This is a genomic window from Citrobacter sp. Cpo012, from assembly GCF_030333015.1.
Classification (GTDB): domain Bacteria; phylum Pseudomonadota; class Gammaproteobacteria; order Enterobacterales; family Enterobacteriaceae; genus Citrobacter; species Citrobacter portucalensis.
In genome coordinates this window covers 47,131-68,844 of sequence record NZ_JAOWGR010000025.1, presented here as the reverse complement: position 1 = coordinate 68,844, position 21,714 = coordinate 47,131, and the positions used below count along the sequence as shown (strand labels likewise).

Annotated in this window: 22 protein-coding genes; 7 read left to right on the top strand and 15 right to left on the bottom strand. The window is 54.1% G+C overall.

Features of this window, described 5'->3' with window-relative positions:
* Positions 1 to 199 precede the first annotated feature (199 nt).
* Positions 200 to 1,006: a dienelactone hydrolase family protein gene (locus OGX90_RS01535; protein WP_003828924.1), complete on the top strand. Its 807-nt coding sequence runs from the start codon at positions 200 to 202 to the stop codon at positions 1,004 to 1,006.
* A gap of 96 nt (positions 1,007 to 1,102) precedes the next feature.
* Here the strand turns inward: OGX90_RS01535 and metE are convergent, their stop codons facing one another.
* On the bottom strand, positions 1,103 to 3,364 hold the full coding sequence (gene metE / locus OGX90_RS01530) for a 5-methyltetrahydropteroyltriglutamate--homocysteine S-methyltransferase (RefSeq protein ID WP_060683024.1): 2,262 nt from the start codon (positions 3,362 to 3,364) through the stop codon (positions 1,103 to 1,105).
* 235 nt (positions 3,365 to 3,599) lie between these two features.
* Between metE and metR the strand changes: the two genes are divergently transcribed.
* Complete coding sequence (gene metR, locus OGX90_RS01525) at positions 3,600 to 4,553, top strand: HTH-type transcriptional regulator MetR (protein WP_003017908.1); 954 nt, start codon at positions 3,600 to 3,602, stop codon at positions 4,551 to 4,553.
* Here the strand turns inward: metR and OGX90_RS01520 are convergent.
* The 3 genes from OGX90_RS01520 to pldB all read right to left on the bottom strand — a co-directional run bounded on the left by OGX90_RS01520 (position 4,441) and on the right by pldB (position 7,252).
* The gene (locus OGX90_RS01520; protein ID WP_003828930.1) at positions 4,441 to 5,340 is read right to left on the bottom strand and encodes a carboxylate/amino acid/amine transporter; all 900 of its coding nucleotides are present in this window, start codon (positions 5,338 to 5,340) and stop codon (positions 4,441 to 4,443) included. The two genes, metR and OGX90_RS01520, sit on opposite strands and share 113 nt — an antisense overlap.
* A gap of 64 nt (positions 5,341 to 5,404) precedes the next feature.
* Positions 5,405 to 6,220 carry a sugar/pyridoxal phosphate phosphatase YigL gene (yigL, locus tag OGX90_RS01515; protein WP_286623021.1) on the bottom strand — a complete coding sequence of 272 codons (816 nt, stop codon included), beginning with the start codon at positions 6,218 to 6,220 and terminating at the stop codon, positions 5,405 to 5,407.
* A gap of 15 nt (positions 6,221 to 6,235) precedes the next feature.
* On the bottom strand, positions 6,236 to 7,252 hold the full coding sequence (gene pldB, locus OGX90_RS01510) for a lysophospholipase L2 (RefSeq protein ID WP_003017911.1): 1,017 nt from the start codon (positions 7,250 to 7,252) through the stop codon (positions 6,236 to 6,238).
* Between the two features lie 110 nt (positions 7,253 to 7,362).
* Here pldB and rhtB point away from each other — a divergent pair, with 110 nt between their 5' ends.
* Both rhtB and OGX90_RS01500 read left to right on the top strand, forming a co-directional pair.
* Positions 7,363 to 7,983 carry a homoserine/homoserine lactone efflux protein gene (gene rhtB / locus OGX90_RS01505; protein WP_003828938.1) on the top strand — a complete coding sequence of 207 codons (621 nt, stop codon included), beginning with the start codon at positions 7,363 to 7,365 and terminating at the stop codon, positions 7,981 to 7,983.
* 162 nt (positions 7,984 to 8,145) lie between these two features.
* A complete protein-coding gene (locus OGX90_RS01500; protein ID WP_286623020.1) occupies positions 8,146 to 9,030 on the top strand; it encodes an Rpn family recombination-promoting nuclease/putative transposase in 885 nt (294 codons plus the stop codon).
* 38 nt (positions 9,031 to 9,068) lie between these two features.
* Here the strand turns inward: OGX90_RS01500 and rhtC are convergent, their stop codons facing one another.
* The 3 genes from rhtC to pldA form a co-directional block, all read right to left on the bottom strand.
* The gene (gene rhtC / locus OGX90_RS01495; protein ID WP_003828942.1) at positions 9,069 to 9,689 is read right to left on the bottom strand and encodes a threonine export protein RhtC; all 621 of its coding nucleotides are present in this window, start codon (positions 9,687 to 9,689) and stop codon (positions 9,069 to 9,071) included.
* 63 nt (positions 9,690 to 9,752) lie between these two features.
* Positions 9,753 to 11,582 carry an ATP-dependent DNA helicase RecQ gene (gene recQ, locus OGX90_RS01490; RefSeq protein ID WP_111466299.1) on the bottom strand — a complete coding sequence of 610 codons (1,830 nt, stop codon included), beginning with the start codon at positions 11,580 to 11,582 and terminating at the stop codon, positions 9,753 to 9,755.
* Positions 11,583 to 11,670: 88 nt separating this feature from the next.
* Positions 11,671 to 12,540, bottom strand: coding sequence for a phospholipase A (gene pldA / locus OGX90_RS01485; protein ID WP_003828947.1), 870 nt, complete (start codon positions 12,538 to 12,540; stop codon positions 11,671 to 11,673).
* 165 nt (positions 12,541 to 12,705) lie between these two features.
* On the opposite strand from pldA, the gene yigI reads away from it, so the two are divergent.
* Together yigI and rarD are read left to right on the top strand one after the other, a co-directional pair.
* Positions 12,706 to 13,173, top strand: coding sequence for an acyl-CoA thioesterase YigI (gene yigI, locus OGX90_RS01480; protein ID WP_003017917.1), 468 nt, complete (start codon positions 12,706 to 12,708; stop codon positions 13,171 to 13,173).
* Between the two features lie 51 nt (positions 13,174 to 13,224).
* Positions 13,225 to 14,118, top strand: a complete 894-nt coding sequence (gene rarD / locus OGX90_RS01475) for an EamA family transporter RarD (RefSeq protein WP_003828953.1) — start codon at positions 13,225 to 13,227, stop codon at positions 14,116 to 14,118.
* A gap of 73 nt (positions 14,119 to 14,191) precedes the next feature.
* Here rarD and corA read toward each other — a convergent pair whose 3' ends face one another.
* From corA to lptM, 8 genes are all read right to left on the bottom strand, one after another.
* A complete protein-coding gene (corA, locus tag OGX90_RS01470) occupies positions 14,192 to 15,142 on the bottom strand; it encodes a magnesium/cobalt transporter CorA (protein WP_003017920.1) in 951 nt (316 codons plus the stop codon).
* A gap of 154 nt (positions 15,143 to 15,296) precedes the next feature.
* Positions 15,297 to 15,353 carry a YsgD/CorL family protein gene (gene ysgD / locus OGX90_RS01465; RefSeq protein WP_212723238.1) on the bottom strand — a complete coding sequence of 19 codons (57 nt, stop codon included), beginning with the start codon at positions 15,351 to 15,353 and terminating at the stop codon, positions 15,297 to 15,299.
* A gap of 247 nt (positions 15,354 to 15,600) precedes the next feature.
* Positions 15,601 to 17,763, bottom strand: coding sequence for a DNA helicase II (uvrD, locus tag OGX90_RS01460; protein ID WP_003828957.1), 2,163 nt, complete (start codon positions 17,761 to 17,763; stop codon positions 15,601 to 15,603).
* Positions 17,764 to 17,851: 88 nt separating this feature from the next.
* Positions 17,852 to 18,568 carry a 5-amino-6-(5-phospho-D-ribitylamino)uracil phosphatase YigB gene (gene yigB, locus OGX90_RS01455; RefSeq protein WP_032945701.1) on the bottom strand — a complete coding sequence of 239 codons (717 nt, stop codon included), beginning with the start codon at positions 18,566 to 18,568 and terminating at the stop codon, positions 17,852 to 17,854.
* Positions 18,568 to 19,470 (bottom strand): tyrosine recombinase XerC, encoded by a 903-nt coding sequence (gene xerC, locus OGX90_RS01450; protein WP_032945700.1) that lies wholly within the window; start codon positions 19,468 to 19,470, stop codon positions 18,568 to 18,570. The genes yigB and xerC overlap by 1 nt, the downstream gene beginning before the upstream one ends.
* Entirely contained in the window at positions 19,467 to 20,174 is a 708-nt protein-coding gene (locus OGX90_RS01445) for a DUF484 domain-containing protein (protein ID WP_125363363.1), read from the bottom strand. The genes xerC and OGX90_RS01445 overlap by 4 nt, the downstream gene beginning before the upstream one ends.
* Positions 20,171 to 20,995, bottom strand: coding sequence for a diaminopimelate epimerase (dapF, locus tag OGX90_RS01440; RefSeq protein ID WP_003017933.1), 825 nt, complete (start codon positions 20,993 to 20,995; stop codon positions 20,171 to 20,173). Before dapF ends, OGX90_RS01445 begins: the two co-directional genes overlap by 4 nt.
* A gap of 49 nt (positions 20,996 to 21,044) precedes the next feature.
* Positions 21,045 to 21,248 carry an LPS translocon maturation chaperone LptM gene (lptM, locus tag OGX90_RS01435; protein WP_003017937.1) on the bottom strand — a complete coding sequence of 68 codons (204 nt, stop codon included), beginning with the start codon at positions 21,246 to 21,248 and terminating at the stop codon, positions 21,045 to 21,047.
* Positions 21,249 to 21,386: 138 nt separating this feature from the next.
* Here lptM and cyaY point away from each other — a divergent pair, with 138 nt between their 5' ends.
* Positions 21,387 to 21,707: an iron donor protein CyaY gene (cyaY, locus tag OGX90_RS01430; protein WP_003828967.1), complete on the top strand. Its 321-nt coding sequence runs from the start codon at positions 21,387 to 21,389 to the stop codon at positions 21,705 to 21,707.
* The last annotated feature ends 7 nt before the right edge of the window (positions 21,708 to 21,714 follow it).

The following is a 21,714-nucleotide window of genomic DNA, read 5'->3' as shown; positions in this document are numbered from 1 at the left end:
TATTTTCGTGACAGTCATCACTATGATGTAAATCAATTGCATTCAATTACCATTAAATAGTGATCTTTATCACATAAATGATGCGATATAAGGAAGCCCTGCACAAAAGATAGCCCGTTTAAGGCAATGTGGTTCGTTGCATGTGTCTATAGTTAACAATGCGCTTTTTTGCTGAATATTTAAGGGTACGGAGAATACCATGACAACACGACAATCTGGCTTTGCACCTGCTGTATCTCCACCGACGTCTACCACGGTTCACACCCCGGATAATGCAATTATCGCCGGTGTAACGTCTATACCTTCACAAGGCGATGATATGCCAGCGTATCACGCACGACCAAAACAGACTGATGGCCTGCTGCCCGTAGTCATTGTCGTGCAGGAGATTTTTGGTATTCATGAGCACATTCGTGACGTTTGCCGTCGTCTGGCTCTGGAAGGGTATCTGGCTATCGCACCAGAACTCTATTTTCGCGAAGGCGATCCCAATGACTTTGCCGATATCCCTACGCTGCTTAGTGGCCTTGTCGCCAAAGTGCCTGACTCTCAGGTACTGGCCGATCTGGACCACGTCGCCAGCTGGGCCTCCCGCAACGGAGGAGATGCGCACCAGTTGATGATCACCGGATTTTGCTGGGGTGGACGCATCACCTGGCTGTATGCCGCACATAATCCGCAGTTAAAAGCAGCCGTGGCGTGGTATGGCAAACTGGTGGGTGACAAAACCCTCAACTCGCCAAAACATCCCGTTGATATCGCAACCGATCTTAACGCCCCCGTTTTGGGGCTTTATGGCGGCCAGGACACCAGCATTCCGCAAGATACCGTTGAAACAATGCGCCAGGCGCTACGCGCCGCCAATGCTAAAGCGGAAATCGTGGTCTATCCCGATGCCGGACATGCGTTCAACGCCGATTATCGCCCGAGCTATCACGAAGAGTCCGCGAAAGACGGTTGGCAGAGAATGCTGGAGTGGTTCGTGCAATACGGTGGGAAGAAATAAACGTTAATTGCCCGGTGGTGGCGACGCCTTACCGGGCCTACAACTATTGCGATTTCCTGTAACCCGGGTAAGCGCAAGCGCTTCCCGGGCAATGAATTACGCCTGACGCAGATTCTGCGCCGCTTTGACCATGTTCGCCAGCGCAGCACGGGTTTCCGGCCAGCCGCGGGTTTTCAGGCCGCAGTCCGGGTTCACCCACAGACGTTCTGCTGGAATGCGCTGCTCGGCTTTCTTCAACAGGGCTTCAATCCACTCCACGCTCGGAACGTTCGGCGAGTGAATATCGTATACGCCCGGCCCGATTTCGTTCGGATAGTCGAACTCTTCAAACGATTCCAGCAACTCCATATCAGAGCGCGAGGTTTCGATGGTGATCACGTCCGCATCCAGCGCCGCAATGGAGTCCATGATGTCGTTGAACTCGCAATAACACATGTGGGTGTGGATCTGGGTTTCATCCTTCGCTACCGCCGCGTTAATGCGGAAGGCTTCCACGCCCCACTCCAGATACGCCGCCCAGTCGCTGCGACGTAGTGGTAAACCTTCGCGCAGTGCCGGTTCATCAATCTGGATGATGCCGATACCCGCCGCTTCCAGATCCGCCACTTCATCACGCAGCGCCAGCGCGATCTGCTTCGCGATGGTTTCACGCGTCACGTCTTCACGCGGGAATGACCAGCAGAGAATGGTCACCGGACCGGTCAGCATGCCTTTTACCGGTTTGTCGGTCAGCGACTGGGCATATTTCGCCCACTCCACGGTGATCGCTTCCGGGCGGCTGACGTCGCCAATCACCACCGGCGGCTTCACGCAGCGAGAGCCGTAGCTCTGCACCCAACCGTTCTGGGTAAAGACGAAACCGTCCAGATGCTCGCCAAAGTATTCAACCATGTCATTACGCTCGGCTTCACCGTGTACCAGCACGTCGAGACCCAGACGTTCCTGTTCAACAATCGCCTGTTTAATATGTTCCGCAATTCCGGTGCGATAGTTACCGGCATCCAGGTTGCCCTTTTTGAAATCCAGGCGCAGGCCGCGAATTTCTGTGGTTTGCGGGAATGAACCGATAGTCGTAGTCGGCCATGCCGGCAGATTAAAGCGGGCACGTTGCGCCTCGGCACGAACCGGGTAAGCGTTAGCGCGCTGGCTGTCCTGGGCGGTGATTGCCGCCAGACGTTTTTCCACTGCGGCGTTGTGTACGCGGGTAGAGTGACGACGAGCCTGAATAGGTGCGCTCCACTCGACAATTGCTGCCGTATCACCGCTATTCAATGCATCGCGCAGCAGCGCCAGCTCGCCGCATTTTTGCAGGGCGAAGGCAAACCAGCTCTTCACTTCTGCATCAAGGCGGGTTTCAACACTGAGATCGATTGGGCTGTGCAGCAGGGAGCAGGAAGAAGCCACCCACAGGTTACGTTTCCCGACGATATCTTTGATTTGTGAGTATTTTTCGCTGAGATCGGCACGCCAGACGTTGCGGCCGTTCACCAGCCCCGCTGACAGCAGCCAGTCGGCTGGCAGACGCGTGTGCAGCTCGGCTGCATCATCTTTGCCGTGCACGAAGTCAACGTGCAGTCCCTGCACCGGCAGGGCGGTAATGGTATCCAGGTTTGGCGTTACGCCTTCGAAGTAGGTGGTCAGTAGCAGCTTCACCTGACCCGTCAGCACGTCATAAGCAGGTTTGAAGGCGTCCAGCCACGCTTGCGGCAATTCCAGTACCAGCGCGGGTTCGTCAATCTGCACCCACTCAATACCGCGTTTCGCCAACTCGGCCAGTACCTGCTGGTAAACCGGCAGAATGTCGTTCAACAGGCTCAGGCGATCAAACTGTTCGCCTTTCACTTTACCCAACCACAGGTAGGTTACCGGCCCCAGCAGCACAGGCTTCACCTTGTGGCCGAGCGCCAGCGCTTCGTCCACTTCATCCAGCAGTTGGGTCCAGGTCAGTTTGAACTGCTGACCTTTAGTGAACTCTGGCACCATATAGTGATAGTTGGTGTTAAACCATTTGGTCATTTCTGCCGCCGCTGCGGGTTCACCCGTTGGTGCGCGGCCACGGCCAATGCGGAATAAGGTATCGATATCGACCGAGCCGTCTTTATTTTGATGGCGAGCCGGAACGTTGCCGAGCAGCAGGCTGGTGGTCAGCACGTGATCGTACCAGGCAAAATCACCCACCGGCAGCAGGTCAACACCCGCCTGCTTCTGCTGATCCCAGTGGCGGGCACGCAGCTCTCGGCCAACGGTCAGCAAATCTTCACGGGAAGAATTTCCCGCCCAGTAGCTTTCTTGCGCTTTCTTCAACTCGCGACGCAGGCCAACGCGAGGGAAACCGAGGGTGTGATTCAATATTGTCATTTTTCTTCCTCTAATTATATGTAAATCCTATGGATTTTGAATTTAGGGAAGGCGGCAAGTTTACTCATCCCCAGGAGCTTACTGAAGTAAGTGACCGGGGTGGGGAAACGAAGCCAACGCACCATAAATTTAAAAGACGAAGGATTTTAGCCGTCCAGATGTTTACACATCCATAATTGGCGGTTACTGTATATTCCTCAAGCGCAATTTGTTCATGCCGAAGTGAAGGACTTTCATGATCGAGATTAAACACCTGAAAACGCTCCAGGCGTTGCGGAATAGTGGTTCTCTGGCAGCCGCAGCGGCGACGTTGCATCAGACCCAATCCGCCCTTTCTCACCAGTTCAGCGATCTGGAGCAGCGCCTTGGCTTTCGACTTTTTATCCGTAAAAGCCAGCCTCTGCGCTTTACGCCGCAGGGAGAAATCCTGCTGCAGTTAGCCAATCAGGTGTTGCCGCAAATTGGTCGTGCGCTGCAGGCCTGCAACGAACCGCAGCAAACCCGGTTGCGAATTGCGATTGAATGTCACAGTTGTATTCAATGGCTGACGCCCGCGCTGGAGAATTTTCGTGCCAACTGGCCGCAGGTGGAGATGGACTTTAAATCCGGCGTGACGTTCGATCCGCAACCAGCGCTACAGCAGGATGAGCTGGATCTGGTGTTAACCTCCGACATCCTGCCGCGCAGCGGATTGCACTACTCACCGATGTTTGATTTTGAAGTCCGCCTGGTACTGGCGCCTGACCATCCGTTGGCCAGCAAAACACAAATCACACCGGAAGATTTGGCCAGCGAGACACTGCTGATTTACCCGGTACAGCGGAGTCGACTGGATGTATGGCGGCATTTTCTGCAGCCTGCAGGCGTTAGTCCGTCGCTGAAAAGCGTGGATAACACCTTGCTGCTGATTCAGATGGTTGCAGCCAGAATGGGTATCGCGGCATTACCGCACTGGGTGGTGGAGAGTTTTGAACGCCAGGGCCTGGTAGTGACCAAAACCCTGGGTGATGGGTTGTGGAGCCGACTGTACGCCGCCGTGCGTGATGGCGAGCAGCGACAGCCGGTCACAGAAGCGTTTATTCGCTCAGCGCGGAATCACGCCTGCGATCACCTGCCGTTTGTACGGAGTGCGGAACGACCCACTTTCGATGTACCCACAGTGAAGCCACTATCACAGCCGCACCAATGATGAAGCTTGGCCAGTGAGGTTGTTGATGCCAGATAGCCAGGTTAACCAGCAGTCCGGCAGGGACATGCATATTGTTCATTATGCCCAGCGTGCCCGCATCCACCTGGGTCGCGCCGTAGTTCCACATAAAGTAACCAATGCCGGACGCCGCCACGCCAAGAAAGACCAGAATTCCCCACTGTAGCGTGGTTGCAGGCATTTTCTGCGCATTGCCCAGCATGAACCAGGCCACGACAGCCACCATAAAGGCGCCCATATAAAACCAGGCAAAGGCGTTGTGCTGCGGCATTGGCCGCGTCTCCATCAGACGTTTATAGCCCACCATACCAATGGCAAAGCTGATATTGGACAACTGCACCAACAGCAGACCGGTCCAGAAGTGGCTGGTCACCTGATCGTAACGAATGATCCCCGCGCCAATCACCGCCAGTAACGCACTAAAGGCGTAACTCCAGCGCAGACGACGTCCGCTCATCAGATCATAAATCAGCGTAATGTAGAGCGGCGTCAGCACGGTAAAGAGCAGCAGTTCTGAAACCGTCAGGTACAGATAGGCGTGAAAACTCAGCATGTACATAATGCCAAGCTGCATGGCACCCACCAGCATATACAGCCCGATCGTTTTTACGCTGTGCCCACGAGTACGTAGAAACGGCAGGAACACCAACGCCGCCAGCCCAACGCGCACCAGCACCGCAAAATAGCTATCGACATGACCGGCAAGGTACTCGCCAAACAGGCTAAAGGAAAAGGCCCACAGAATTGTGGTAATGATGAGTAACGCCACAATGGATGTCTCTTAACAAAAGGTACACCCATTGTAGCGGAGTTTTTAGTTGACAACTGGTCAGCTAACGAACAGAAGGTTGCTGCAAAAACAGTTCACGCAGATAGTGTGGCACGGCATCGTCGGCATTAAGACCAATGACTTCCAGTTCCGGGTGCAGATCCTTCAGGCGCTGGTGGGCGTTGCCCATGATGCAGCCTTTACCTGCCATGGAGAGCATTTCCGCATCGTTCATCCCATCGCCAAAGGCGATGCAGTCTTTCAGGCTGTAGCCCATCGCTTTTGCTACCGCTTCCAGCGCATGACCTTTCGATACGCCGCCAGCCATGACTTCCAGACAGGTAAGCGTAGAGAAGCTGACGTTGACGCGATCGCCCCAGCGGGCGTTGATCGCCTGCTCCAGCGGCAGTAGCCTTTCGTGAGAGTCGGTGGTGAAGAACACTTTGCTGACGCCCTCAGGCTCCAGTAATGCAGGTTCAAACAGTGAATAGTTAAACACCGCTTCTTTGAAGAAACGCATTTCGTCCGGACGATGGCGATTCATAAACCACTCATCATCACGATATACATTGGTCACGATGTCCGGGTTTGCATTCACTACGCCAAACAGGTCGCTGGCAATATCGCGATCCAGGTTATGGGAAAACACCAGATTCCCGTCAGAATCATGCACGCGCGCGCCATTGGACGTGATCATGTAGGTTTTAATGCCGAGGTTATCGCGAATTTGCCCCACATCAACATGATGACGGCCAGTCGCAAACACGAAGTTAACGTCGCGAGCGGTCAATAACTTCAGCGTCTCTTTGGCATAAGGGGACAGAGTATGGTCGGGAGAAAGCAGCGTACCGTCTAAATCAGACGCAACAACCTGATACATAAGAAAATTCAACCTCTAGGCAAAGCGGGTTCCGCTGGATGAGTTATGCTTGTCGAAAAATTCGACAATAGCGTTAAGCGCGACTGAGCGCATGGCGTCCTTTTCAAAAAGGATCTCATGGTACGCGCCTTTGATGACAAGCGGCTGCCCCCCTTCTACAGGATGGCCCGCTGCAGCGCGGAGTTCACAAAAACGATCGTGCATGCGGTTATCTACCACACGCTCTTCCTCAGCCTGAATCAGCAGCGTCGGCGTCGCATCATCTCCGGCGCCAGCCAAAACCTGTTCGCCAGCCAGAATCCCTTCACGTACCCAGTGATAGGTGGGACCGCCAACGCGCAACCGCGGCTCATCAGCATAAAAGCGTAGATTGCGCCGATAGCGCTGTCGACTATGGGTTAACGCATTCATACCGAACGGCAGCGCCCGCCAGCGCCCGGTTCCCATCGCATAGCCTTCGCGGATCCGCGGATGCCCTTCGGCCCAGTCCAGTATATGGCGCACCATCCAGTCGGGAAAGCGCATCACAATACCAAACATCGGTGCGCAAAGCGCGATGGCATCACACTGATTCGGGTGGCGCTGCAGGAATAACGTGGCAATCGCCCCGCCCATTGAATGCGCCAGGATATAGCGTTTTCTCCACGGGCCGGGTAGCACTTCCTGCTGCCAGAAGGCGGTTAGATCGTCGACATAATCATTAAAGTTATCGACATGACCGCGATGCGGATCCGAAAGCATACGCCCGGAACGCCCCTGGCCACGGTGATCGATAATGAGAACGTCAAAACCAGAATGAAACAGGTCATACGCCAGTTCAGCGTATTTCACGTAACTTTCAATGCGTCCAGGACAGACGACGATGACGCGATCGTTTTTTTCTGCATGAAAACGAACAAAATGTACGGGAATATCATCCACGCCCGTAAATTCCGCTTCTTCCCGCTGACGCCAGAAATCTGTCAGTGGCCCCATGGAAAAAGCAGCAAACGCGTTTTCTCTTGTTTCCCAGTCTTTTTGCTGCTGAAACATCGGGTATCCAGCCTCGCTGACCAAGTAAAATCGTTTTTTTCGCCGTCACTGACACAACCTAACGGCAGTAGCGTATTGTGGCATAAAAATAGACAATCCGGGAGTTTCTCATGACCTTTGAATGGTGGTTCGCCTACCTGCTGACCTCTATTATTTTGAGCTTGTCCCCAGGCTCTGGCGCAATCAATACCATGACCACCGCCATCAGCCACGGATATCGCGGTGCCAGCGCGTCGATTGCAGGTTTGCAGACCGGGTTGGGTATTCATATCGTTCTGGTTGGCGTAGGACTGGGAACGCTATTTTCACGTTCGGTGATCGCATTTGAGGTGCTGAAGTGGGCGGGAGCGGCCTATCTGATTTGGCTGGGTATTCAGCAATGGCGCGCGGCGGGTGCTATCGATCTGAACACTATGGCAAATACGCAATCGCGCAGCCGGCTGTTCAAACGCGCGGTCTTTGTTAATCTGACCAATCCTAAGAGCATAGTTTTCCTTGCCGCTCTGTTCCCGCAGTTTATCCTGCCGCAAGAACCGCAGTTGATGCAGTACGTGGTGCTTGGCGTCACGACCATCGTGGTCGATATCATTGTGATGATCGGTTACGCGACGTTGGCCACGCGCATTGCTGGCTGGATTAAAGGGCCAAAGCAAATGAAGGCGCTCAACAAAGTGTTTGGCTCGCTATTTATGCTGATAGGCGCCCTGCTGGCATCGGCAAGGCATGCCTAGCAAATGGAACGTCGCTCGCAATGAAATGCTATCTGTAAGAGCCTCTGAACATGGCTTTTCGTACTTCGCCGCAAAGGGAGAAAAGCCTTTTATCCTGTACTGTTAGACGTTGATTGCTAATGCCAGAATGCTGCCATATTCACCACACACGGATGATTAACGATGGCGGAAGTAACAACACCACATGACGCAATATTTAAAACCTTCCTCTCCCGCGTGGAAACCGCGCGGGACTTTATCGAACTTCATCTTCCTCCCTCGTTAATCAAAATATGCAAACTGGAAACGCTTCGTCTGGAATCAGGCAGTTTTGTGGAGGACGATCTGCGCCCCTATTTCAGCGATATTCTCTACTCACTGGAAACCACCAGCGGACATGGCTATGTACATGTGCTCATTGAGCATCAAAGCTCACCGGATAAGCACATGTCATTTCGCCTGATGCGCTACGCTATCGCAGCGATGCAGCGTCATCTTGAGGCTGGAAACGACACTCTGCCGCTGGTTATTCCAGTGCTCTTTTACCATGGCAAGCAAAGCCCATGGCAAGGCTCAATGAACTGGCTGGATCACTTTGAGGATTCTGGAACCGCCCTTCAACTTTACAGCACACCATTTCCGTTGGTGGATGTGACGGTTATTCCAGATGATGAGATCATGCAGCATCGCAGTATGGCAGCGCTGACATTAGTACAAAAACACATTCGCCAGCGCGACATGGCGCAGTTGCTGGATAAACTTACCCGCCTGTTTATGCTGGAGAAGATGAGCGGACAACAAATAACCGTGCTGGTAAACTACATGGTGCAAGCAGGGAATACACAAGATGTTCAGACATTATTGTATAAGCTGGCACAGCGGGTGCCGCAGCATGGAGAAAAACTGATGACAATGGCGGATCAACTAAAGCAGATAGGCCGTGAAGAAGGGAGGCGCATTGCCCTTACTGATGTAGCAAAAGCGATGCTCGAGCGAGGTCTTGATACCGACGCGATTATGGAAATGACCGGCCTTTCGAAGGATGAGCTACAGAAGCTTGCGCAATAAGCCGCATACCGCCTGGGACTCCCAGGCGGGCAACAAACTTAGCGCGAAATAATCAGATGGATACCGAAGCCTGCGAACAGCGCGCCGGCAAAACCATCAATCCACTTCGCCAGACGCTGATAGCCACGACGCATTTTCGGGAGCGCAAACAGGCTGGCGACCACGGTAAACCACGCCAGCGTTTCCACGATAATCAGAGCAAAGATCCCCCAACGCGCGCCCGTTCCCACGTTGTCGCCAACGAACAATGAGAAGACGGAGCCAAAATAGATAATGGCTTTAGGGTTCGCCAGGTTGGTCAGCAGACCTTTCAAAAAGCTGCGTCCGCTCTGCGCCAGCTCCACCTGCGGAGTGGGCGCTGCAACATCCTGTTTTTTAAACGCGCCGCGCAGCATCTGATAACCCATCCAGCACAGATACAGCCCCCCGCCGACCATAATAATGGTATGCAGCCAGGCCATTTTTTCGATAATCAGATGCAGGCCGAGCAGTGCCACGCCAGCCCAGACCATGACGCCGCAGGTAATGCCCAGCACGCCCATCATAGCTTCTTTGCGCGAACGGCTAACCGCAGTTTGAGAAACAAAAAAGAAATCGGGACCGGGGCTCATCAGCGCAACGATATGCACCAACGCAACGGTGAAAAATAGCGTTAACATAAAAATGACTCGCGGGGGAATAGTTCAGTGAGTCACCATCCTGGCACTTTTTTGCCCGGCTGACTACTCTTCGTCGTCACCATCAACGTGTGTGCGAATAAGCGCCATAAACTCTTTACCGAAACGCTCCAGTTTACGCATCCCCACACCGTTGACGCTTAGCATTTCACTCGGTGAAACCGGCATCTGCTCCGCCATTTCAATCAGCGTGGCGTCGTTGAACACCACGTACGGCGGAATGTTCTCTTCGTCGGCAATGGCTTTACGCAGCTTACGCAATTTGGCGAACAGTTTGCGGTCGTAGTTACCACCGAAGGATTTCTGCATCGCACGCGGTTTCAGCGCTACAATACGTGGTACAGCAAGCTGTAACGCAACGTCACCGCGCAACACCGGACGCGCGGCTTCGGTTAGCTGTAACGCGGAGTGATGAGCAATATTCTGCGTCACCAGGCCCAGGTGAATAAGCTGGCGAATAACGCTCACCCAGTGTTCGTGGCTTTGCTCGCGACCAATGCCATAGACCGGCAGTTTGTCATGAGCCAGTTCGCGAATACGCTGGTTATTCGCTCCGCGCAGCACTTCCACGACGTATCCCATGCCGAAGCGTTGGTTAACACGGTAAATCGTCGACAGCGCTTTGCGCGCATCCATAAGTCCGTCGTACTGTTTTGGCGGGTCGAGACAGATATCGCAGTTGCCACACGGCTCCTGGCGCCCTTCGCCAAAATAGTTCAGCAACACCAGACGACGACAGGTCTGCGCCTCGGCAAACGCCCCCATCGCATTGAGCTTATGACGTTCGATATCCAGCAGTTGCCCGGCGGGTTTCTCTTCGAGGCAACGGCGTAGCCATGCCATATCAGCCGGATCGTAAAACAGCATCGCTTCCGCCGGCAGGCCATCACGCCCGGCGCGGCCGGTTTCCTGGTAATAGGATTCGATGTTACGCGGAATATCGAAATGCACCACGAAGCGTACGTTAGGTTTGTTGATCCCCATACCGAACGCCACGGTCGCCACTACGATTTGCAGGTCATCACGCTGGAATTTCTCCTGCACCTCGGCGCGTACGGCATTTTCCAGCCCGGCATGATAAGCCCCGGCGCTGATGCCACGGCTTTGCAGACGCGCGGCGGTGTCTTCGACTTTGGCGCGACTGTTACAATAGATAATGCCAGACTTACCGCGCTGCTCTTGCACGTAGCGCATCAGCTGATCGAGCGGCTTAAACTTCTCCATCAGCATGTAGCGAATGTTCGGGCGGTCAAAGCTGCTGATCTGAATTAACGGATCGTTGAGTCCCAGCAGACGCACAATGTCCAGCCTGGTTGTCTCATCCGCGGTCGCGGTCAGCGCCACAAACGGCAGCGTCGGGAAACGCTGGCGCAGCTGGCCCAGCGCAGCGTACTCGGGGCGGAAATCATGCCCCCACTGCGAAATACAGTGCGCTTCATCAACCGCCAGCAGCACCGGATTCCAGTGCGCCAGATGCTCAAGGAAGTTATCCAGCATCAGGCGTTCGGGCGCAATGTACAGTAAGCGAATCTGCCCGCTGCGACAGCCCGCCATCACCTCAAGCTGCTGTTCACGACTTTGAGTAGAATTCAGGCACGCCGCCGCCACGCCGTTGGCTAGCAGTTGATCGACCTGATCTTTCATCAGGGAAATCAGCGGGGAAACAACAACGGTGAGTCCGTTTAGCAATAATGCGGGAATTTGATAGCACAGGGATTTACCGCCGCCGGTCGGCATAACGACCAGGCAGTCGCGACCAGAGAGCACGGTATCAATGATTTCTTCCTGACCGGGGCGAAACTGTTGGTAGCCAAAGGTTTCCTGCAAAACCTGTTTAGCGCCCATTTCCAGATTCAACACTTCCGCCTGCGCCACATTAACCCCATTAGCCTGAAATAAAAACAGGCGCTATTTTCAGCGCCTGAGAGAGAAACTGCAATGATTAAAATACTCTCAATACTTATCAGAAGATATCGTTGAGCATCACGCCCACACCAACACGCGTCTGATTGAAGTTGTAGTCAATCAGCGATTCGCCGTAACCACTGTAGACCTGAGTGTATAGACGCACATGCTTCGTGATGGGATAGCTGGCCCCCAGCTCTGCGCCGCCGTAGCCGGTATTCCAGTTGTACTGGCCTTTCACGCTGATAACCGCGTCACCCAGGTGATACCCCATTTTCAGCTGATAGTAGCCCATGTATTTAGTGATATCAGGGTTATCGTCGGTGCTACCAATCACGTACCACGGCTTAACTTCCACCAGCCAGTTACCATTTTCAGCCATCAGACGGGTATAAAGACGGTTCCAGCTACGTGACGTGGGATCGGATCGGCCGTTGGAGTCATGGTTATAACCCATTTCGACATCACGAAGCGTCCAACCGGCAAAGCGATAGTCGGTGGCGAAACCGAGGAACAATTGCGGTTCGTAGTTGGTTTCGCGAAACGGTGAAGACTCTTCACTGTTCGAAAGCTGCCACCAGGACTTCTGGGTATAGGAACCGCCAAGTACCGAGTTTGGGCCTAATATCCCGCGCCAGAGCGGAAACGCCAGGCTTAACTGAAACTTAACTTCATCTTTGCGCGCATTTTCGGACCAGCTATAACTGCTGATCGCCTCTTTGTTCATGTCGCTGGTATTGGTGTAAATAAGATAGTTGGTGTCATAAGGATAAAGCGTGAAAGGGTTGTCATGTTCCTGCAGCATATTAGCGATAATACTGCCACGAACCGCCGGTGCATCATGAATCTCTTTCACTGTCGCTTCCTGCGCATACGCGGTCAACGGCAGCATAATTGCTGGTAGTAACCATCCCAGAATCGCCCGCATCGGTAATGTTCTCCTGAACCAAAATATTGATGAATTGTATAATTATCTGGCAAGTATTCTACATACTTAGCTAATTCCTCGTTAGTTATCCCGTCCTAAAGTAGAAAACAACAAATAATAAGCATAATATCAACATTTCATTAACCATAGAGATGTAGGGATCGTATGTCTGCCGTACTTACTGCTGAGGAAGCGCTGAAGTTAGTGGGTGAAATGTTTGTCTATCATATGCCGTTTAACCGGGCGCTGGGACTGGAGCTCGAACGCTATGAGAAAGAATTTGCTCAATTAGCCTTTAATAACCAACCGATGATGGTCGGCAACTGGGCGCAAAGCATTCTGCATGGCGGCGTGATCGCCTCGGCGCTGGACGTCGCCGCCGGGCTGGTATGCGTTGGGAGTACGCTGACCCGCCATGAAACGATCAGCGAGGACGAACTACGTCAGCGGATGTCACGCATGGGTACAATCGATTTGCGTGTTGATTATCTGCGCCCCGGAAGAGGGAATCGCTTTACCGCCACCAGTAGCCTGCTGCGGGCGGGTAATAAAGTCGCTGTTGCGCGCGTGGAATTGCATAACGAAGAACAGCTTTATATTGCCAGCGCAACCGCCACTTATATGGTGGGGTAAGTGCCTAAAAAAAGGTAAACTGCTGTTACATTTCTGCAATGAGTTTTCCCGATGGATGCTAAACAAACGCGGCAGGGCGTGCTACTCGCTCTTGCTGCTTATTTTATTTGGGGTATCGCTCCCGCCTACTTCAAGCTGATTTACTATGTCCCGGCGGATGAGATCCTGACGCACCGCGTCATCTGGTCATTTTTCTTTATGGTGGTACTGATGAGCATCAGCCGCCAGTGGTCAGGCGTTAAAACGCTGCTACAAACGCCAAAGAAGATCTTCCTGCTGGCGCTCTCTGCAGTGCTCATCGGCGGAAACTGGCTGCTGTTCATTTGGGCGGTCAATAATCACCATATGCTGGAAGCCAGCCTCGGCTATTTTATTAACCCACTGGTGAATATTGTGCTGGGAATGCTATTCCTCGGTGAGCGCTTTCGTCGCATGCAGTGGCTGGCGGTACTGTTAGCCGCCTGCGGCGTGCTGGTACAGCTGTGGACCTTCGGATCGCTGCCAATAATCGCGCTGGGACTGGCGTTCAGCTTTGCGTTCTATGGGCTGGTGCGCAAGAAGATTGCCGTCGAAGCACAAACCGGCATGCTGATCGAAACCCTGTGGCTTTTACCTGTCGCCGCCATCTATCTGTTTGGCATTGCGGACAGCTCAACCAGCCATATGGGGCAAAACCCCATGTCGCTCAACCTGCTGCTGATTGCCGCGGGTGTCGTGACCACCATTCCGCTGCTGTGCTTTACCGGCGCGGCAACCCGCCTGCGTCTGTCCACGCTGGGATTCTTCCAGTATATCGGGCCTACGCTGATGTTCCTGCTGGCCGTCACCTTCTATGGTGAAGTTCCGGGAACGGATAAAATGGTCACGTTTGCGTTTATCTGGGTGGCACTGGCGATTTTCGTGATGGATGCGATTTATACGCAACGACGGGTTCGTCGGAGCTAGGGGAGTGCCGGATGGCGCTTCGCTTATCCGGCCTACAAAAGCACATCGCCGTAGGCCGGATAAAGTACAGTGATTACAGCCAGTTCTTGCGCTTAAAGTACAGATACGGCGCCAGTCCCGCGAGCATCATAAAGACAATCGCGCCCGGGTAACCGAAGCTCCAGTGCAATTCCGGCATAAACTCAAAGTTCATCCCGTAGCTGGAAGCCACCAGCGTCGGCGGCAGGAATACCACAGAAACCACCGAGAAGATCTTGATGATGCGGTTCTGCTCGATGTTGATAAAACCCATCGCCGCCTGCATCAGGAAGTTAACCTTCTGGAACAGCGATTCATTATGCGGCAGCAGTGACTCGATATCGCGCAGGATCTCACGCGCCTGCTCCAGCTGACTGCCCGGCAAACGCGCTTTACGTACCAGGAAGTTCAGCGCGCGCTGGGTATCCATCAGACACAGACGTACTTTCCAGCCGATATCTTCCAGTTCCGCCAACGTCGACAGCGCTTCGTCATACTCATCGCCCTGACGCCCTTCCATGATCACACGGCTGAGTTTTTCCAGGTCGCTGTAGATGTTTTCGATCTCATCCGCCAGCTGTTCAATTTTGGTTTCGAACAGGTCGAGCAACAGCTCGTAGGCGTTGCCATCCACCATCGCCTGGTTACGCGCACGCATGCGGTACAGGCGGAAGGCCGGCAGTTCGCGCTCGCGCAGAGTAAACAGGCGGCCTTCGCGAATGGTAAATGCGACGGTTGAGTTACCCGCGTGATCGTCGGCGTCTTCGTAAAAGAAGAAGGAGTGGATGTGCAGACCGTCTTCGTCTTCAAAAAAACGTGCGGATGCTTCGATGTCTTCCAGTTCAGGGCGCGTAGCCAGATTCTGGCCCAAGTCCTTTTGCACACGGTTTCGTTCTTCGTCATCCGGCTCGACTAAATCGACCCAAACCGAACTGGCCAGGTGCTCGATCTCGTCTGCCTCAAGGCGAGTTAAACGATTGTTTTCCAGTTGAAATGCGCTCAGCATGACCGGGACTCCCAATGCAAAAAATTATCGGACAGTTCGGAGGGCACACAGAAACAAATTGGGTTTCAGACCATTAAACAGCCTGACTCAGCGCGACGGGAAAAAACAGAAGGTCGCTGACAACCGCGAAGGCTATCAGCAAAAAGGGATAGCCTTAGGAGTTGATCCTGGATGACAGGATAATGAGCCAGTATCTACTGGGTGTGTCCAAGGCGAATGTCCTCTTAGCGTAATCGTGCGCGCATGTTACGCCAGCAAAATTTTGACGTCAACACGCAACGGATGGCGAAAAAGTAATAATTTCCCCTTATACAGAAAGGTTAGCAGAGGGGAATTATTTATCTATGATTTCAGAATATTAACCGACAGATAGCCGGATGGCGGCTTCGCCTTATCCGGCCTACAAATCAAAATATTACGTTCCGCGTAGGCCTGATAAGCGCAGCGACATCAGGCGATCATACCGTTTCCAGTCTGGCGTAGGCGGCAACCAGCCATTTGATCCCCTGCCCCTGGAAAGCGACCTGCAAACGACTGTGTTCGCCGCTTCCTTCCAGGTTGACGATGGTGCCCTCGCCAAATTTAGCGTGGCGCACGCGCTGGCCGAGCTTATAGCCGGTATCATTTTCCGCCATTGGCGTGCCCATCCGCTGATGGCTCACCGGGCGGCTGACAGTGGCGCGCAGGCGAACCTCTTCAACGCACGCTTCCGGCAGTTCGCCGATAAAGCGCGACGGACGATGGTAAACCTCTTTGCCGTACAGACGACGCGTTTCGGCGTAGGTCAGGGTCAGCTTTTGCATTGCGCGGGTCACGCCTACGTAAGCCAGGCGGCGCTCTTCTTCGAGGCGACCGCCTTCGTCCAGCGACATCTGGCTGGGGAACATGCCTTCTTCCATCCCGACGATAAACACCTGCGGGAACTCCAGACCTTTCGCCGAGTGCAGCGTCATCAGTTGTACCGCGTCCTGCCAGGTATCCGCCTGCCCTTCGCCCGCTTCCAGCGCAGCGTGAGACAGGAATGCCTGCAGCGGCATTAAGTCTTCGTCTTCTTCGTTGTAGCTGAACTGGCGCGTTGCCGTCACCAGTTCGTCTAAGTTTTCGATACGCGTCTGGCCTTTCTCGCCTTTTTCCTGCTCGTACATCATGCGCAGGCCGGAGTCTTTAATCACCCGGTCAGTCTGCACGTGCAGCGGCATATCGGCGGTCTCCTGCGCCAGTGCGTCAATCAGCTCCATAAAGCGCTGTAAGGCGCTGGCGGCGCGACCCGCGAGGGCTTTTTCCTGCAACAGCTCACGACAGGCCTGCCACAACGTTAGCTGGCGGTCACGGGAGGTCTGACGCACCACGTCCAAAGTACGATCGCCAATCCCGCGGGTGGGCGTATTCACCACGCGCTCAAATGCGGCGTCGTCATTGCGGTTGGCGATCAGACGCAGGTAGGAAAGCGCATCTTTGATTTCCTGGCGTTCGAAGAAGCGCATCCCGCCATAAATCCGATACGGCATGCTGGCCTGTAACAACGCCTCTTCCAGTACGCGCGACTGGGCGTTGCTGCGATAAAGAATAGCGCATTGCTCCAGCGCACCACCGTTGTCCTGCCAGGTCTTGATACGATTGACCACAAAGCGCGCTTCATCGAGTTCGTTGAACGCGCAGTACAGCGAGATCGGTTCGCCGTCGACGCCATCGGTCCACAGCTTTTTACCCAGACGCCCGTTGTTGTTTTCAATCAGGGCGTTGGCCGCGCTGAGGATATTGTTAGTCGAGCGGTAGTTCTGCTCCAGGCGAATAGTTTCTGCGCCGGGGAAATCCGTGAGGAAGCGCTGGATGTTCTCCACCTGCGCTCCGCGCCAGCCGTAGATTGACTGATCGTCATCGCCGACGATCATTACCTTGCCGGTATCGCCCGCCAGCAGGCGGATCCACGCGTACTGAATGTTGTTGGTATCCTGAAATTCGTCCACCAGGATATTGGTAAAACGTTCGCGGTAGTGCTGCAGGATATGCGGTTTGTTGAGCCACAGCTCGTGGGCGCGCAGCAGCAGCTCGGCGAAATCCACCAGCCCCGCGCGGTCACACGCTTCCTGGTAAGCCTGATACACTTTCTGCCAGGTTTGCTCAACCGGGTTGCCGTAGCTTTGCAGATGATGCGGACGCAGCCCTTCGTCTTTCTGGCTGTTGATGAACCACATCGCCTGACGCGGTGGCCACTGCTTCTCATCAAGATTCATCGCTTTGATCAGACGCTTGAGCAAACGCAGTTGGTCTTCACTGTCGAGGATCTGAAAATCCTGCGGCAGGTTCGCATCCATATGGTGCGCGCGCAGCAGACGGTGCGCCAGACCGTGGAATGTCCCCACCCACATACCGCCCTGGCTGGTTCCCATGATCTGGCCGATACGGTGGCGCATTTCCGCCGCCGCTTTGTTGGTAAAGGTCACCGCCATAATGGAGTACGGCGAGTTGTTCTCAACCGTCAGTAACCAGGCGATACGGTGCACCAGCACGCGCGTTTTACCACTCCCCGCGCCTGCCAGAACCAGCATGTTGCTGCGTGGCGCGGCCACCGCTTCACGCTGTTTATCATTAAGGCTGTCGAGCAGGTAAGAAACGTCCATTGGCACCGCCGCGTAAAAGTAGGTAAGGCGGATAAGCGTAGCGCCATCCGCCAAAAAGCTGGGTATATATACAGAGTTCTGCTGGTGATTATATCAGCGAGGTCAGAGATGCCAACTGTGAAATTTCGATATGCGGCAGCAAACGACTGTCTGCGGTTTGCATCAGGTCGGCATTTTCCGGTTTGATCCAGCAGGCCTGCATACCACAACGGATGGCGCCCGCGACGTCCGTCGTCAGGTCATCACCCACGTGCAGAATCTCACCCACAGGCATTTTCAGTTTTTCCGCCGCCAACGTGTACATGTCGCTAAAGGGTTTTGATCGCCCGTCGGGACCGGCGCGCAGCACAAACTCAAAGTAATCACCCAGGCCAAACAGTTCCGGCTGCGCGTTACCGTTGGTGATCGCCACCAGCGGCCATTTGCGGGCCAGCGCCTTCAGCGTGTCATGCGTCGTCTGCGGGACTTCAATGCGGCTACGCCATTTGGCAAAATTCATCATCGCCGCATTCGCCCCCATTCTGGCTTCTGCCGCTGACAACCCCGCCTCCAGCATAGCGCGCTCTACGGCACGGTGACGCCATTGGGTAACATCGTGGTAGATTTCCGGCTCGGCGTCGCGAACGGCCTGACGTAAGCGCTGTAGGTCGCTATTTTGCAGCGAATTCAACGCCGGATGGTAATTCTGTACAAACGCGAGCGCTTCCTGCTCGGTGCGTGTGATAACGGGACGGTTATCGTAAAGGGTGTCATCAAGGTCAAAGGTGAGCGCAGAAATGCGCCCCAAAGGCCGGTAAAAACGCATTATTTCCCCCGTTTGGCGCGCGGATGCGCCGCATCGTACACTGAAGCCAGGTGTTGAAAATCAAGATGGGTATAGATTTGAGTCGTGGAGAGATTGGCATGACCCAATAACTCCTGCACTCCGCGCAGATCGCCGCTCGACTCCAGCATATGCGTCGCAAAGGAGTGACGCAATTTGTGGGGATGTACGTGGCTGTTCAGCCCCTGCTTGATACCCCATTCAGCAAAGCGTTTCTGCACATTACGCGCCGAGATGCGTTTGCCCAGTTTGGACAGAAATAGCGCATCGTCATCGCTGCCAAATAGCCCGCGTAGATCCAGCCAGTGCTCAATCCACGCCACCGCGTTGCGGCCAATCGGCAGGCGACGCTCTTTACTGCCCTTACCCATCACCCACACTTCGCCGGTGTCGAGGTCGAGATGTTTAATATCCAGCCCAACCAACTCAGATAAACGCAGACCCGCGCCGTACATCACTTCCAGCATTGCTCTATCGCGCACGGCAAGGGGATCGTTGAGATCGATATCCAGCAGACGATTAACATCGTCGACATCGATATTTTTAGGGAGATGACGCGGTGCTTTCGGCGCGGAAACGCTTTTTGCCGGATTGGCTTTCAGCTCGCCCTGATTAACCAGCCAGTCGAAGAAACTGCGTAACGCGGAGAGACGCAGCGCCAGACTCGCCGGCCCCAGTCCCTTACGACGGCTGCGAACAGCAAAACTACGTACCATCGCAGCATCACATTGTTGCCAGCTTTGCAGACCGGTCTCTCCGGCTAACGCAATGATGGCATCAAGCTGACGCTGATAATTAAGCAATGTGATCGGGCTAAGCTGACGCTCAACGCCCAGATAGCGCAAAAAGCGCGCCACATCCTGAGAAAGGGGTGAATCGGTCATACGCGTTCAATCCAGCGCTCCAGCAGCTCCGGCAACATCAGCGAGATTTCCTGCAGCAATTGCGTGCCTTGCCCCTGCTGGTAATGATTAACGTCACGGCTGCTAAACAGCATCACGCCCAGAGAGCCATCTTGCCCGAGCATCGACATCGCCACCGAGCCTATGGCTTTCGCCTCCGGCATCATGACCAGCAATTCCGGACCATTGAGCGGCCCAAGATAGTGCTGTGACTGACCCAGACGCTGGATACGCAGCGGTTCAAAAGCCTGACGGCTTAATGCCAGATGGGTGAATTTTGATGGCGCGCTAAGTCGCCAGCGATCCGGGAACAGACGAACCGTCGCTCCGGCCAGCCCTAACTCACGCGCCCAGCGATGAAATCGCATCAGCATGTCGTCAAGACTGCTGGCCGACACCAGCCGTCCTTGCAGATTTAACAGACGATAGAACAGGCTTTCATTGGCATTGGCTTGTTCCATCAACAACGCCATGTTCTCTTCCAGCACGTTAATATGATTACGTGCCCGCGCCATATGCCATTCCACTAAAGAGACCGTGCCCCGCACTGGGTGCGGAACTCGCATCGCTTCAACGGCCTGGGCATTACGGATAAAAAACTCAGGATTACGTTGCAGGTAATCGACGACCGCCCGGTCGTCCAGCTCCATGAGCGTTTCCTGTAGTTCTTCCCCTGGTTGCTTCATAAGTGAATAAATCCGTCGTAGACATGTGCCGCCGGGCCAGTCATATACAGCGGATGACCCGGACCTTTCCAGGCGATATCAAGTCGACCGCCCGGTAATTCCACCCTCACTTCTTCTGCCAGCAGACCCTGCTGGATACCGACCGCAACGGCAGCGCACGCACCGCTGCCGCAGGCCTGCGTTTCACCCGCGCCGCGCTCATAGACGCGCAGTCGGATATGCTCGCGTTTTACCACCTGCATAAATCCGATATTGGCGCGTTCAGGGAAGCGTTCGTGGCTTTCCAGAACCGGTCCCAGTGTTTCTACCGTGGCCGTATCAACATCATCAACCTGAATCACGCAGTGCGGGTTCCCCATTGAAACCACGCCGCACAATACTGTCTGTTCGGCCGCGCGCATAATATAGGTCTTCTCTGCTTTGTTAGCGCGAAAAGGAACCTGCGAGGGTTCAAAATTGGGTTCGCCCATATTCACCCGCACCAGCTCGTCGTCGGTTACGGTTAATACCATACGACCATTCGCGGTACTGACGCGAATATCACGTTTATTAGTCAGCCCTTTCAGGCGAACAAAACGGGCAAAACAGCGGGCGCCATTGCCACACTGTGACACTTCACTGCCGTCGGCATTAAAAATACGGTAGTGGAAATCCAGCTCCGGATCATACGGAGGCTCAACCACCAGCAGCTGATCAAATCCAACGCCGAGATGTCTGTCGGCCAGGCGGCGGATCAGCTCTGGTGAGAAAAAGACATTCTGCGTTACCGCGTCGACGACCATAAAATCGTTGCCAAGGCCATGCATTTTAGAGAATTGCATCATTCACTCCGTTCACGCGGGTACAGAAATGTAAAATCTATTCCTGCCGTTAGTAATTCACCTGAGAAGGCCCATCACTAATCCCACGATCGTTTTTCTCAGGCGTGGTGGATTGCGATTGCGGCTGAACGCTCTTGGTCGGAGGCGGCGCGGTTTTATCAGCTGGCGGGAAATAGAGCGGGCCTTTTAACCCACAGCCCGTCAGGCTGAACAGAGTAAAAATGACAGCGAGTGGCTTTAACACGTTTTTCATTATGGATTGCCTGTAAAGTTCATGCTTTCTGTTTTCTATCATCGCAGGAGAAGGCGTAAAAGCAAGAGTTTGGCTAAAAACTGCATCGCGATTTATTCCACGTTATACTGCGGGCATCACGAAAAATAGGATAAGAAAATGAACGACAGTGAATTTCATCGCCTTGCTGACACCCTGTGGATGACCATTGAAGAACGTCTGGATGACTGGGATGGCGACAGCGATATCGATTGTGAGATCAACGGCGGCGTGCTGACCATCAGCTTCGAAAACGGCAGCAAAATTATCATTAACCGTCAGGAGCCGCTGCACCAGGTGTGGCTGGCGACCAAACAGGGCGGCTACCACTTTGACCTGAAAGGCGACGAATGGATCTGCGACCGAAGCGGCGAAACGTTCTGGGATCTGCTGGAACAGGCGGCAACGCAGCAGGCGGGTGAAGAGGTGAGCTTCCGCTAAGCTTTAG